Origin of the sequence: Paenibacillus sp. USDA918EY (assembly GCF_009870825.1) — a bacterium.
GTDB classification, from domain to species: Bacteria; Bacillota; Bacilli; order Paenibacillales; family Paenibacillaceae; genus Paenibacillus_AQ; species Paenibacillus_AQ albilobatus.
In genome coordinates this window covers 1-12,360 of sequence record NZ_WTWY01000025.1, presented here as the reverse complement: position 1 = coordinate 12,360, position 12,360 = coordinate 1, and the positions used below count along the sequence as shown (strand labels likewise).

At 52.1% G+C, this 12,360-nt stretch carries 11 protein-coding genes and 1 rRNA gene; 2 read left to right on the top strand and 10 right to left on the bottom strand.

The window, feature by feature from the left end; translation table 11 throughout:
- Nucleotides 1-7: 7 nt before the first annotated feature.
- On the bottom strand, nucleotides 8-1,084 hold the full coding sequence (locus GQY55_RS28695) for a PIN/TRAM domain-containing protein (protein WP_160045357.1): 1,077 nt from the start codon (nucleotides 1,082-1,084) through the stop codon (nucleotides 8-10).
- A 207-nt stretch (nucleotides 1,085-1,291) separates the two neighbouring features.
- Here GQY55_RS28695 and GQY55_RS28690 point away from each other — a divergent pair, with 207 nt between their 5' ends.
- On the top strand, nucleotides 1,292-1,687 hold the full coding sequence (locus tag GQY55_RS28690; RefSeq protein WP_160045356.1) for a DUF1573 domain-containing protein: 396 nt from the start codon (nucleotides 1,292-1,294) through the stop codon (nucleotides 1,685-1,687).
- A gap of 94 nt (nucleotides 1,688-1,781) precedes the next feature.
- Here GQY55_RS28690 and pssA read toward each other — a convergent pair whose 3' ends face one another.
- From pssA to GQY55_RS28650, 8 genes are all read right to left on the bottom strand, one after another.
- On the bottom strand, nucleotides 1,782-2,510 hold the full coding sequence (gene pssA / locus GQY55_RS28685) for a CDP-diacylglycerol--serine O-phosphatidyltransferase (protein WP_160045355.1): 729 nt from the start codon (nucleotides 2,508-2,510) through the stop codon (nucleotides 1,782-1,784).
- 54 nt (nucleotides 2,511-2,564) lie between these two features.
- Complete coding sequence (gene disA / locus GQY55_RS28680) at nucleotides 2,565-3,641, bottom strand: DNA integrity scanning diadenylate cyclase DisA (RefSeq protein WP_160045354.1); 1,077 nt, start codon at nucleotides 3,639-3,641, stop codon at nucleotides 2,565-2,567.
- A gap of 13 nt (nucleotides 3,642-3,654) precedes the next feature.
- A complete protein-coding gene (gene radA, locus GQY55_RS28675) occupies nucleotides 3,655-5,022 on the bottom strand; it encodes a DNA repair protein RadA (protein WP_160045353.1) in 1,368 nt (455 codons plus the stop codon).
- Between the two features lie 267 nt (nucleotides 5,023-5,289).
- Nucleotides 5,290-7,734, bottom strand: a complete 2,445-nt coding sequence (gene clpC, locus GQY55_RS28670) for an ATP-dependent protease ATP-binding subunit ClpC (protein WP_160045352.1) — start codon at nucleotides 7,732-7,734, stop codon at nucleotides 5,290-5,292.
- A 67-nt stretch (nucleotides 7,735-7,801) separates the two neighbouring features.
- Nucleotides 7,802-8,863: a protein arginine kinase gene (locus GQY55_RS28665; protein WP_160045351.1), complete on the bottom strand. Its 1,062-nt coding sequence runs from the start codon at nucleotides 8,861-8,863 to the stop codon at nucleotides 7,802-7,804.
- 24 nt (nucleotides 8,864-8,887) lie between these two features.
- Nucleotides 8,888-9,412 carry a UvrB/UvrC motif-containing protein gene (locus GQY55_RS28660; protein WP_160045350.1) on the bottom strand — a complete coding sequence of 175 codons (525 nt, stop codon included), beginning with the start codon at nucleotides 9,410-9,412 and terminating at the stop codon, nucleotides 8,888-8,890.
- Between the two features lie 28 nt (nucleotides 9,413-9,440).
- Nucleotides 9,441-9,902: a CtsR family transcriptional regulator gene (locus GQY55_RS28655; RefSeq protein ID WP_160045349.1), complete on the bottom strand. Its 462-nt coding sequence runs from the start codon at nucleotides 9,900-9,902 to the stop codon at nucleotides 9,441-9,443.
- Between the two features lie 539 nt (nucleotides 9,903-10,441).
- A complete protein-coding gene (locus tag GQY55_RS28650; protein WP_160045348.1) occupies nucleotides 10,442-11,614 on the bottom strand; it encodes a GNAT family N-acetyltransferase in 1,173 nt (390 codons plus the stop codon).
- 92 nt (nucleotides 11,615-11,706) lie between these two features.
- Here GQY55_RS28650 and GQY55_RS31680 point away from each other — a divergent pair, with 92 nt between their 5' ends.
- Complete coding sequence (locus tag GQY55_RS31680) at nucleotides 11,707-11,985, top strand: hypothetical protein (protein WP_236575940.1); 279 nt, start codon at nucleotides 11,707-11,709, stop codon at nucleotides 11,983-11,985.
- A gap of 118 nt (nucleotides 11,986-12,103) precedes the next feature.
- Here the strand turns inward: GQY55_RS31680 and rrf are convergent.
- Nucleotides 12,104-12,220 (bottom strand): 5S ribosomal RNA (gene rrf / locus GQY55_RS28645).
- Between the last annotated feature and the right edge of the window lie 140 nt (nucleotides 12,221-12,360).

The window sequence follows — 12,360 nt, the reverse complement described above, 5'->3', positions numbered from 1 at the left end:
ACCCCTTTTACTGGGCTTTTTCCAACAGTTTCGGTTTGGCGAAAATCATCCGGCCTGCAGAAGTTTGCAGCACGCTTGTCACCAGCACTTCCATCATGCTGCCGATATAATCGCGCCCGCCTTCAACCACGATCATCGTTCCGTCGTCCAGATAGGCTACGCCTTGGCCATGTTCTTTTCCGTCCTTGATGACCTGCACCATGATTTCCTCTCCCGGCAGGACGACCGGTTTTACGGCGTTGGCCAGATCGTTGATGTTCAGAACCGACACGCCTTGCAGCTCGCACACTTTGTTCAGGTTGAAATCATTGGTGACAACTTTCCCCTGAAGAACCTTGGCCAGCTTGACCAGCTTGCTGTCGACCTCGGAAATCTCCTCGAAATCCCCTTCGTAGATCAGCACCCGGACATCCAGCTCCTTTTGGATTTTGTTCAAAATATCCAGCCCTCTGCGGCCGCGGTTGCGTTTGAGCAAATCCGACGAATCCGCGATATGCTGCAGCTCTTCCAGCACGAATTCGGGGATGACGATCGTGCCTTCGATAAAGCCGGTTTTGCAAATATCCGCGATCCGCCCGTCGATGATGACGCTGGTATCCAAAATCTTATGCTCTTCGATTTTCCGGTCCTCGTATGCGTCGCCCTTGCTCCACCGTCCCGAGGTCCACAGCGTGGCCAGCTCGTCTTTTTTGTCCAGGCCGATCCGGAAACCCATATATCCGCAAAAAAGGGTTAATCCCACGGCGGCAAGCTCGCCCGCTTTGCCCGCCCATGCCAGGCTCGGGTAGATCAGGAGCGACAGCAGCAGCCCTCCGGTCAATCCGGCGGCCCCAGCCGCCAGATCGTTCATCGGCATGCCCGCCAGCGTCTGAATCATCGATTGAAAACGTGCCGCAAGCGCGTGGGCGCACAGAGAACCTATCAACAGAAATAAAATTGCTCCAAGTCCTGCGAACATCAAACGTCCCCATACGGATTGATCAATACCTAAATTCGGGAACGTCCATCCGGCTGATTGATGAAGGGTATAACCCGCCCAAGCGCCGCACAATCCGGCAAACGCCACGATGAATTTTCTCAGCATAAGTTCCCACACCTCCTTAAACTGTATCAGTTATACATATTTCCTTAGCAGTATGGTCCAAATTCGGCGCTCATAATCCTGAGGGACCCAAATTTTTCTATCGCGGGTATCGAATACGCTTCTGAAGGACGTGTCATTTTTGGTTGAAAATGGGCAAATGCCTGGCATATAATGAACTCAATTCTTATGCTAGAGGTGAAAAGGAAAATGAGCGCACCAAGTTTACAGGCTTTTCAGGATCAGGTTTCCGAATTGTTGCTCCGTCACCGCAGTCTGCTGGATGTGTTGTCCAAAAACGGGCAAAGCAGCGCATCCGTCAACCGGGCTGTCGCCAAGGCCGTTACGGACTGCGGCTGCATCGAACTCCATGCCACCAAACAGTCCTTTGAGTCCGAAGTGAGCCTTGAAGAGGCCAAGGACGTCGTTCGTACCCATGTCCGCGGCGAGTTATGCGAAAATTGCAGGGAAATCATCAGCGCCGAACTGGGGCGCAACATTTTCTACATGTCGGCTTTATGCAACCTGCTGGGCATCAACATGGACGAAGTCGTCCAGAAGGAATCGCAAAAATGTTCTACGCTTGGCTTGTTTAATCTGTCATAGACTTGTGGCAATCCCGTTATGGAATACAAGGCAAACAAAAAAGCATTTATTTCCGCTGCGAGCAGCGGGAAATAAATGCTTTTTATTTTTGCGGCTATGAATGATCGTTGAACACTTTTTGCTCCGTCGTTTGATCTTGATGGCGTCTGCGGGTCAGCCTCTCCACGTTTTGCTTCAATCCGTAGGCTGCATAAAGAACCAGCGGAACGAAAATAAGCTTGGATAGTTGATCCGGAAAAATAACGGCGACGGCGACTCCCGCGATGATGACGACGGGGGCGTACATCACGGCTTTTTTCGGGAGCCCCACCTTTTTGAAGTTCGGATACTTCACCGTGCTGACCATCAGATAAGACAGAATCAACATGCCGATAATCATGTAAGGGGCCGAAATTTCTTTATGAAACAGCGACAACGTGGCCAAAACGCCACCTGCAGCCGGTATAGGCAATCCAATAAAATATCCCGGAATCCCGGATTGAACGTTAAATCGCGCCAAACGCAGCGCGCCGCAAATCGGAAAAATGGCCGTTACGGTCCAAATAAGCGCATGGTGCATGCCGTGGAAAGAAGTAACATACATGATAAGTGCGGGTGCTACACCAAAAGAAATGACATCCGAGAGAGAATCCAGTTCCTTGCCGAATTCACTTTGTGCATTGAGCGCCCGGGCCACCCGGCCGTCCAATCCGTCGCAAAGCATCGCAATAATAATCATGATGGCCGCCAAGCTTAATTTGTTGTCGAAAGCCAGCATAATTCCTACCATTCCGAGAAACAAGTTACCTAACGTAAACATGTTCGGAATTGATTTCGTAAACATTTTTTCACCTCGAATTTTTTAGTACCCCCGTATCATCCCTTGATTGTATGGCATTTAAATTTGTCTGTCAATGAATACTTGTTCCTGTAAACGTTTCAAACCTTCCTTAATGTTGCGGGCTCTGACTTCGCCAATTCCATCCACTTCATCCAATTCTTCAATGGTTGCCATCATGATGTGCGGCAGCTCTCCGAATTGCTCGACCAAGTTATGGATGATGACGTTCGGCAGCCGCGGAATTTTGTTCAGGATGCGGTATCCGCGCGGTGCGATGGACTCCTCCGAGTTCGCCGCGGAGATCGGGTAGCCGAGCAGCCGCACGACATAATGAATGTCGAGCAGTTCATCGTCCGTGGCCCGCTTCAGTCCGGCAATGATTTCGCGGATTTTTTCGTCGTTGTCTTCCCGGGCGTAATCCTTGTACAGAAGCCACGCTTCCTCTTCCATATTGCTGACGAGCTCTTCCATCTGCATGCTGATCAGCCGGCCTTCGTTGCCCAGCTCATTGATATAGCGCTTGATTTCCATTTTGATCCGCAGCACCATCTCAACCCGCTGAATGACGTTGACGACCTCGGGAACGGTTACCAGTTCTTCGAATTCCGATGCAGACAGGTTGGTGAGCGACTGGTTCAAAACCGCGCGGTATTTTTCGAGCGTCTGAAGCGCCTGGTTCGCCTTCGTCAAAATAACGCCGATTTCCTTCAGCGCATATCGGAGCGTGCCTTGATACAACGTGATAATGTTGCGGCGTTGGGAAATCGACACCACCAGTTTGCCGGTCTGCTTGGCGACACGCTCGGCGGTGCGATGGCGGATACCCGTTTCGGTCGAGGAAATGGAGGAATCCGGAATCAGCTGGGTGTTGGCGTACAAAATCCGCTTCAGGTCCTCGCTTAATATGATCGCTCCGTCCATTTTGGCGAGCTCGTATAAATAGTTCGGCGAAAAATCGCAGTTGATCGAAAAGCCGCCGTCGACCACTTCCATGACTTCCGGGCTGTAGCCGACGACCAGCAGACCTCCGGTTTTGGCGCGCAGCACGTTTTCCAGGCCGTCCCGAAACGGAGTGCCCGGTGCGACCAGCTTGAGCAGGTCGTTCATTTTATCCAATTGGCTCGGTTCCTTCATCTCTTTATGCCCCCTAATCTAACGCGACCGCTAGCGCATCTGCCACGGTATTGATGCCAATGATTTCAATTCCTTTGGGATGCTTCCACCCCTTTAAGCTTTTTTCCGGCATGATAATCCGTTTGAAACCAAGCTTCTCGGCTTCCCTTACCCGCTGCTCGGCGCGCGAGACCGCCCGGACCTCGCCGGTCAAGCCTACCTCGCCGAACATGACGTCATACGGTTTTGTCGGAATATCTCGAAAGCTGGAGGCGATGCTGACGGCAATCGCCAAATCGACCGCCGGTTCATCCAGCTTCACGCCGCCCGCTACGTTCAAATATGCATCCTGGTTCTGCAAAAACATGCCCATCCGCTTTTCCAGCACGGCGATAATGAGGCCCATCCGGTGATGGTCCACGCCCGTACACATCCGGCGCGGCGACGGGAAATGCGTCGCGGATACGAGCGCCTGGAGCTCGACCAAAACCGGACGGGTTCCTTCCATGCTGGCGACCACCGTCGAACCGGCAACGCCAAGCGGACGTTCGGATAAAAACAGCTCGGACGGGTTGCCCACTTCCGTCAGCCCGGATTCGTTCATTTCGAAAATGCCGATCTCGTTCGTCGACCCGAAACGGTTTTTAACCGCCCGAAGCAGACGGTACGTATGATGCCGCTCTCCCTCGAAATACAATACGCAGTCCACCATATGTTCAAGCAGTCTCGGACCCGCGATGGCTCCTTCCTTCGTAACATGCCCGACAAGCACCGTTGCAATGCCCATGCCTTTGGCAACTCGCATAAACCGGGCTGTGCATTCCCGCACCTGGGCCACGCTGCCCGGTGCGCTTGTCACCTCGGGAATGTACACGGTTTGGATGGAGTCGATCACGAGAAACTGAGGCTGAATGCTGTTGATCGCTTCCTCGATCAGATCCATGTTCGTCTCGCAAAGCACGTACAGCTCCGGAGACAACGCCCCGAGCCGATCCGCGCGAAGTTTGGTTTGCCGCACCGATTCCTCGCCGGATATATAGAGAACGCGCAGACCGGATGTCGTTAATGCATGCGAGGTTTGCAGCAGCAGCGTCGATTTCCCGATCCCAGGGTCTCCGCCGACCAAAATGAGCGAGCCCGGCACGATCCCGCCGCCAAGGACGCGGTTCAATTCGCCGATACCGGTGTGCACGCGCGCTTCATTGCTGCTCTCTATATCTATGATCGAAAGCGCCTTTTCTTTACTATGAAACAGCGGAGAATTCATTCCCTGCGTTTTAATGACGCTTTCAGTTTCTTCCACCATGGTATTCCAAGCTTGACAACCGGGACATTTACCATACCATTTGGCAGCCTCATAGCCGCATTCCGTGCAATAAAATTTCGTTTTTGTTTTAGCCATGACCTCTCCTTGTTGGTGATGGATTTTGTCTGAATTTGTCGACCACTCAGAAAATTGGCATTATTTTAATTTTACCATTTATTAAGTTTTATCGTAAAGTATTTGCAAAAAGTTTACATGTGTTTCAGAGCGTCTTTCGACGATCTGCAAGAACAATAGAACGTATGAGCCAAACTTGTTCATTCGGCATCTAAAAAGGGGATTGACCTGCCGCTCATGATCAGCGGCGGGTCAATCCCCTTACATTAATTTTATTTTCCTTTACTCTTAGGACGTGGCCGACACGTTGTCTGCTTTTCTTACCGTCAGCTCGCCGTTTTCTTCATCGATCACAAGCGAATCGCCCTTGGACACTTTGCCCGTCAGAAGCTCTTCGGACAAGCGGTCCTCGATATGCTTCTGAATCGCCCGGCGCAGCGGACGAGCGCCGAAGGCCGGATCGTATCCTTCCTTCGCCAGGAACGCTTTGGCCTTGTCGGTCAGCGTAAAGTCCACGTCGTATTCACGCAGCCGTTTGCGCAGCTCTTCGGCCATCAACGAAACGATTTCGGCGATATGCTTCTCTTCCAGCGAGTGGAAGACGATAATTTCGTCGATCCGGTTCAGGAATTCCGGACGGAAGCTTTTCTTCAGCTCGCCCATCACTTTGTCCTTCATGTTGTTGTAATCGGCGCCGGCATCGTTGACCGCCGTAAATCCGAGCGTGGAGTTCCGTTTGATCGCTTCCGCCCCAACGTTGGAAGTCAGGATGATCAGCGTGTTGCGGAAATCGACCACGCGGCCTTTGGAGTCGGTCAGGCGTCCGTCTTCAAGCACCTGCAGCAGAATATTGAATACTTCCGGATGCGCTTTTTCGATCTCGTCGAGAAGCACTACCGAATACGGCTTGCGGCGCACTTTTTCGGTCAGCTGGCCGCCTTCTTCGTATCCGACGTATCCCGGAGGCGCTCCGACCAGTCTCGACGTGGAGTGTTTCTCCATGTATTCGGACATGTCGATTCGGATCACCGCATTTTCGTCGCCGAACATCGCTTCCGCGAGCGCGCGGGCCAGCTCGGTTTTACCTACCCCGGTAGGGCCGAGGAATATAAACGATCCGATCGGACGTTTCGGATCCTTCAGGCCGGCGCGGGAGCGGCGTACAGCCCGGCTGACGGCCTTGACGGCTTCTTCCTGGCCGATGACGCGCTCATGAAGAATATTCTCCATGTTCAGCAGGCGTTCGGTCTCTTCTTCCTTCAGCTTGCGCACCGGGATCCCGGTCCAGTTCGATACCACTTGCGCGATATCCTCCGGCGTCACCTCGGAGTCGGTGCGGCCTTGTTTTTCTTTCCATTGGTTTTTCGTGGTTTCAAGCTCTTCGCGGATCTTCTGCTCGGTGTCGCGAAGCGCAGCCGCCTTTTCGAATTCCTGGCTTTGCACCGCCGAATCCTTTTCCTTGCGGATGTCTTCGAGGCGGCTTTCCAGCTCTTTCAGATTCGGCGGGATCGTGTACGTGTGCAGCCTTACTTTGGAGCCCGCCTCGTCGATGAGGTCGATCGCTTTATCCGGCAGGAACCGGTCGGAAATGTAGCGGTCGGACAGCTTCACGGCCTCCACGATCGCTTCGTCCGTAATTTTCACGCGGTGATGGGCTTCGTAACGGTCGCGCAGTCCGAACAGGATTTGAATCGCTTCTTCCGGAGAAGGCTGATCCACCATAATCGGCTGGAACCGGCGTTCCAAAGCGGCATCTTTTTCAATGTATTTGCGGTATTCGTCCAGCGTCGTGGCGCCGATGCATTGCAGCTCGCCGCGGGCCAGCGAAGGCTTCAGAATGTTCGAGGCGTCGATGGCGCCTTCCGCGCCGCCTGCGCCGATCAGCGTATGCAGCTCGTCGATGAACAGGATGATATTGCCGGCTTGGCGGATCTCATCCATAATTTTTTTCAGGCGGTCTTCGAATTCGCCGCGGTATTTGGTGCCGGCAACAACCGACCCCATATCCAGCGTCATAACACGTTTGTCGCGCAGCGTTTCCGGAATTTCGTTGTTGATAATTTTTTGGGCGAGGCCTTCCGCGATCGCGGTTTTACCTACCCCAGGCTCGCCGATCAGCACCGGATTGTTTTTGGTGCGGCGGCTAAGCACTTGAATGACGCGTTCAATTTCGTTGCTGCGGCCGATCACCGGATCCAGGTTGCCTTCCTTGGCAATGGCCGTTAAGTCGCGGGCCAAAGAGTCCAGCGTCGGCGTGCTGACGTTAGCCTGGGAGCCGTGATGGCTGGATACCGCCTCGCTGCTTCCAAGCAGCTGCAGCACTTGCTGGCGCGCTTTGTTCAAGCTGATGCCCAAATTGTTCAATACGCGGGCCGCAACGCCTTCCCCTTCGCGGATCAGTCCGAGCAGGATATGCTCCGTGCCTACGTAGGTATGTCCCAGCTTGCGGGCTTCGTCCATGGACAACTCAATGACTTTTTTGGCGCGCGGAGTGTAGGCGATATTGGTCGGCTGCTCCTGCCCTCTGCCGATGAGCGTTTCCACTTCATCCTGGATTTTTTCGAGTCCGAGGCCAAGTCCGATCAATGCCTTCGCGGCAATGCCGTCACCCTCGCGAATCAGCCCGAGCAAAATATGCTCCGTGCCGATGTTGTTATGTCCCAAACGAACGGCTTCCTCCTGAGCGAGTGCCAGCACTTTTTGAGCGCGTTCCGTAAATCTTCCGAACATCATTCTCCTGCACCTCCATGAGTTTGAAATATATCGAATTCTTGTTTGCTTTTCAGTCTAAATCTTCGGCTCAGGCTTTCGCCAGAGTCTCGCGAATCAACCTTGCCCGGTAAATGTCGCGTTCCTCGCTGTTCATGTCGTGACCGTATTTTTTTTGCAAAAAACCCGGCTGCGTCATAACGTTCAGTTCGTTCATCACCGGAATGGAAGGCCCCTGTACGATCCCCAAGTCAATCCCCAGACGCACGTCCGAGAGCCGCTGTCCAGCCTCTTTGGAATCCATGACCTCCGCGTAAGACAAAATGCCGTAAGACCGTTTGATCCGGTCCGTAATGCGGAGACGGGAATCGTTCATGAGACGCGTCCGCGCATTTTTCTCGTGTTCGATGATCTGCAGCACGACGCTGTGCAGGTTATCGATGATTTCGTATTCGGTTTGCCCGAGCGTGATCTGGTTGGAGATTTGAAACAGGTTCCCTATTGCTTCGCTGCCCTCGCCGTAAATTCCTCTAACGGTTAAGCCGACTTGGGAGACCGCGGACAAAATCCGGTTAATCTGCTGCGTCATGACAAGCGCCGGCAGATGCATCATCACCGATGCCCTAAGTCCCGTCCCCACGTTGGTCGGACAGCTGGTCAGGTAGCCGCGCTTGTCGTCAAAAGCGTAATCCACCTCAGCCTCGAATTGGTCGTCGATGGCCGTCGCTTTTTCCCACGCCTCGCGGACCTGAAAACCCGGATAAAGACATTGGATGCGAAGATGGTCTTCTTCGTTAATCATGATGCTGACCGACTCATCCTCGCTGATCATGACGGCCCCGTTCTGGGACTCGTTCGCGAGGCTTGGGCTGATCAGGTGTTTTTCGACCAGCACCCTTTTGTCGATCGGCTCGATCTCATCCAGCTTAACGGTATAAAACGTCCCCAAGGACTTGATCGCCTGTGTATCCGCCACTTTGGCCAGCCGATTCAGCACTTCCTCCGACTGCTGGCGCGTTGCCAAGAGGGGGAAGGGCATGTGCTGCAGGTTCCGTGCGATCCGTACCCGGCTGCTGATCACGATATCGGAGTCGCTTGCCGTCCCCCGCATCCATTCGCTCAGCGCTTTCTCGGTAAACCTGAGATTGGGCATCACGCATTCCTCCTTAAGCGTACATTACTGTCCTGCCATTTCTTTTTCAAGCGTTCTGATTCGATCCCGAAGCTGGGCGGCTTCCTCAAATTCCTCCTGTTGGATCCGCCGCTGAAGCTCGAGTTTCAGATCGTCGATTTGACGTTTCAATTGAATCCGGCTGCCGCTTCTTTTCGGTACCTTGCCGACATGGACGGTGTTCCCGTGCACCCTTTTGAACAAAGGATCGAGGCGGTCGCCAAAATATTTATAACAGGAGCTGCAGCCGAACCGGCCGATTTTGCTGAACTGGGAATACGTCATGCCGCATTCCTCGCACCGCAGGGATTGGGGCGTCTTGACGCTGCTGGTCATCCCTTTGCCCGCGGAATCAAAATCGAGCAGCCCTGATAGCAAGCTGTGTATCGAGAACCCACCCGACGTGCCGGGGAGCATCTCTCCTTTTTCCCTTGCGCAAGTTTCGCAAATGTGGAATTCATTTTTTTCGCCGTTTACGATTTTGGTGAAATGGAGCGTTGCGGGTCTTTTGCCGCATTCTTGGCATAACATATCGCTGTACCTCCTTTTCTCCGTAGACTCATTTGCCTAACAAAGAAATCAGCATCGCCTTCATGATTCTTGCACGCAATTCATCCCTGTACGGAAGTTTGATCATCAACGCCTCTCTGGAAACGGCCGCCCGCATCATGTTTGCTTCCCGTTTGGTCAGTAACCGGGCCTCCTCCAGCTGGTAAATGAGCCCTTCCGCGACCGTCTGGTCTATGGTATCGCCAATCGTCTGATGCAGATGAGTATGAAGCGCCGAATATTGCGGCAGACTGATACGCCTGATCCGGATGTAACCGCCGCCTCCGCGCTTGCTTTCCACGAGATAACCTTTTTCCAGCGTAAACCGTGTGCTTATGACATAGTTGATTTGGGAAGGTACGCAGGAAAAATGGTCCGCCAAATCGTTGCGCTGTATTTCGATCAACCCGTCGGGACTCTCATGCAAAATACTCTTCAGATATTGTTCAATAACATCAGAGATATTACGCATCGTTCATCCTCCACTTTAGTTCAGGATTTTGCCAAACCCAAACCGGTTCACGGGCAAAATCCCCGTACTGCTATTAGAAAGCCGGTTACAGATGCGCGTCCGATCCCTTTGGGATATACAACCAAATTAACCAAAGGATCGGTATGCGAACCGCATAAAATGAACGGCCAACCATGGCTGCATATGATGCAGCGCGGCATGGTTAGTGTAACTTCAGACAATTCAGATCATACATAAACTGTGCGATTCCAACAGGATATGCAAATTTGATCAGCAATTGACTTTGACTTTCTTTGACTATATTATAACACATTCTCGCGTTTTGCCAAGGGGCAAGCCTTAAATTACGCCGCAAACGGTATTTTTCGCCTTTGACTTTTCGAACATCGTTTAATCATCTGATATCATTTTTGACCTTTTTGCTCCATTCCATCCCTTGGGTGCTGAAGAAATTCAGCGTTGGGCGTTTCAAATCGAGCGGATTGTATAAAAAAACTCCCCCGCGCTCCTGCGGGAAAGTCTTGATCAGTAACTATTTTTTAGAAAAAGTCCAGCAAAAACGTCCGGCCGGCAGGGATGACCCGTTCCAACATCGCAGCGGCCTCCGGATCACCGGCTAATCTGCCCATGTTCACCAATTCCCCGGGACGCTTGTAGCCAAACATCAGCGTTGTCAGCGTTTGAATGTCGCAGCTCAGCTGGGCCGGTTCCCCTTCGTCTTCTTTCGATACGGCAGCATTTCCCTCAGGAGAGACGGTAATACGCCAATTCCCTTCGTTCCATGGGGCGTAAGGATCCTGGAGCCGAACCGTCCATGTCTGCTCCTCCCCGGTGCCCTGGAATGCATACGCCTCGATAAAGCCGGCAACATTCACGATTCGGGCCATTCCGAAAGGAATGATTTCCTGCGTAATCCGGGGATCCGCCAGCATATACGTCAATCCGTCGTCCATCGGCATTTGAGCGAGCACGGCTTGTTTGATCATCGAATCATGATTGCAGATAAACGTCCATAAGGCCCTTCTGGATTCTTCCGTCAGCCAGACAAACTCATGCACTTCCATTTCCTGCTTTTCGACTTTATACAACAGAAAACCTTGCGGTTCTCCCGATGCATCGTAAAAGACGGCGGTATGGTCCTCGTCACCCAAAATCGCATGCTTCCACCGGTCCTCGCTCCGAACCATCATGCCGTTATACCGGCTCGCGTACGCTTCATAAATCCGGTTCAAAACGGGAATATCCTTGACGTCGCGGCGAACGGTTCCTTCGGTCACCTGCTTGGCGGGGAGTTTCTCGGTCGGAATGACGTACTTTTTATAATCGTTGAACATTTCCCAGCCGTATTTACGGTAAAACGCAAACGAAAACGGATGCAGCATGGACACCAGCTTGCCCGATTCGTTCATGAACTTAAGAGAGTGCGTAAGCAGTTGTTTGACCAGCCCTTGCCTGCGGTTTTCCGGCCATGTAGCTACACCCGCAACCCCCGACATCGGCATTTTTCGGCCATTGACGAAAATGTCCACGTTCAGCAAGCCCAGCTTGGCGCTTAAACGTCCATCCTCGTCGAATATGCCCCATGTATTTTCGGGTCTAAACCGTTTTCTGGCTTTTTCCTTTTCCTCCGCGGTCACCCGGTATTGGAAGGCATATTCGCCCAGTTCCATCGAGGCATCGAATTCCTCGGGTTTCAATGTTCTGATTTCCATCCCATTTCACCTCGCCTATGTATTCGAAAAACTTTAATGAACAAATCATTAGCAAATACCTGTGGATTACACATCGAGTATGTCAAACGGGCATGGCAAAGTCAATGAATTGCCCACAAGATTTGGGATGCAAAATGCAAAAACGGTCTTTAATGGTCAAAACCGAAGCTACACCTGTGAATGTTGGGGATGAATTTGTGAATTTGTGGACGGAATTTCGAGCGAAATGGAGGATACATGTGCACGGATGGGATAAGTTTGTGTACAAAATTGAAATTGCGGCGGCATTGCCAATCATGCTGTGGATGATCCGGCATGATCCGCGTTCATCCACAGCCAACCCTGGACAATGTGAACGAAAACGCGTTTGAAATTGCTAGTTTTGTGCGATCTTGCGGCGTGTTATCCACTGTTACTTAATCATGCAATTTTATTATTCACAGCAAAATAAAAAAACCACCGTCGATTATACATCAACAGTGGTCCTTCGCTTGGCAACGTCCTACTCTCCCAGGACCCTTCGGTCCAAGTACCATCGGCGCTGGAGGGCTTAACGGTCGTGTTCGGGATGGGTACGCGTGGAACCCCTCCGCCATCGCCACCAAACGGGATTTTTGCGCTGCCTTTGCTTCGATGATTACTCACCGGCAAAATATCCATCCTTAGAAGGGACATGCAGCTTCAAAATCGTTCAGATGTTTGATCACCTGAAAACTAGATACGAAACGTTTTGCGTTTTAATATTT

What these genes read in the sequence shown, in the direction of transcription:
- GQY55_RS28695 (WP_160045357.1), bottom strand. Translation starts at nt 1,084, where the DNA reads ATGCTGAGAAAATTCATCGTGGCGTTTGCCGGATTGTGCGGCGCTTGG.
- GQY55_RS28690 (WP_160045356.1), top strand. Translation starts at nt 1,292, where the DNA reads ATGAGCGCACCAAGTTTACAGGCTTTTCAGGATCAGGTTTCCGAATTG.
- pssA (WP_160045355.1), bottom strand. Translation starts at nt 2,510, where the DNA reads ATGTTTACGAAATCAATTCCGAACATGTTTACGTTAGGTAACTTGTTT.
- disA (WP_160045354.1), bottom strand. Translation starts at nt 3,641, where the DNA reads ATGAAGGAACCGAGCCAATTGGATAAAATGAACGACCTGCTCAAGCTG.
- radA (WP_160045353.1), bottom strand. Translation starts at nt 5,022, where the DNA reads ATGGCTAAAACAAAAACGAAATTTTATTGCACGGAATGCGGCTATGAG.
- clpC (WP_160045352.1), bottom strand. Translation starts at nt 7,734, where the DNA reads ATGATGTTCGGAAGATTTACGGAACGCGCTCAAAAAGTGCTGGCACTC.
- GQY55_RS28665 (WP_160045351.1), bottom strand. Translation starts at nt 8,863, where the DNA reads ATGCCCAATCTCAGGTTTACCGAGAAAGCGCTGAGCGAATGGATGCGG.
- GQY55_RS28660 (WP_160045350.1), bottom strand. Translation starts at nt 9,412, where the DNA reads ATGTTATGCCAAGAATGCGGCAAAAGACCCGCAACGCTCCATTTCACC.
- GQY55_RS28655 (WP_160045349.1), bottom strand. Translation starts at nt 9,902, where the DNA reads ATGCGTAATATCTCTGATGTTATTGAACAATATCTGAAGAGTATTTTG.
- GQY55_RS28650 (WP_160045348.1), bottom strand. Translation starts at nt 11,614, where the DNA reads ATGGAAATCAGAACATTGAAACCCGAGGAATTCGATGCCTCGATGGAA.
- GQY55_RS31680 (WP_236575940.1), top strand. Translation starts at nt 11,707, where the DNA reads ATGGCAAAGTCAATGAATTGCCCACAAGATTTGGGATGCAAAATGCAA.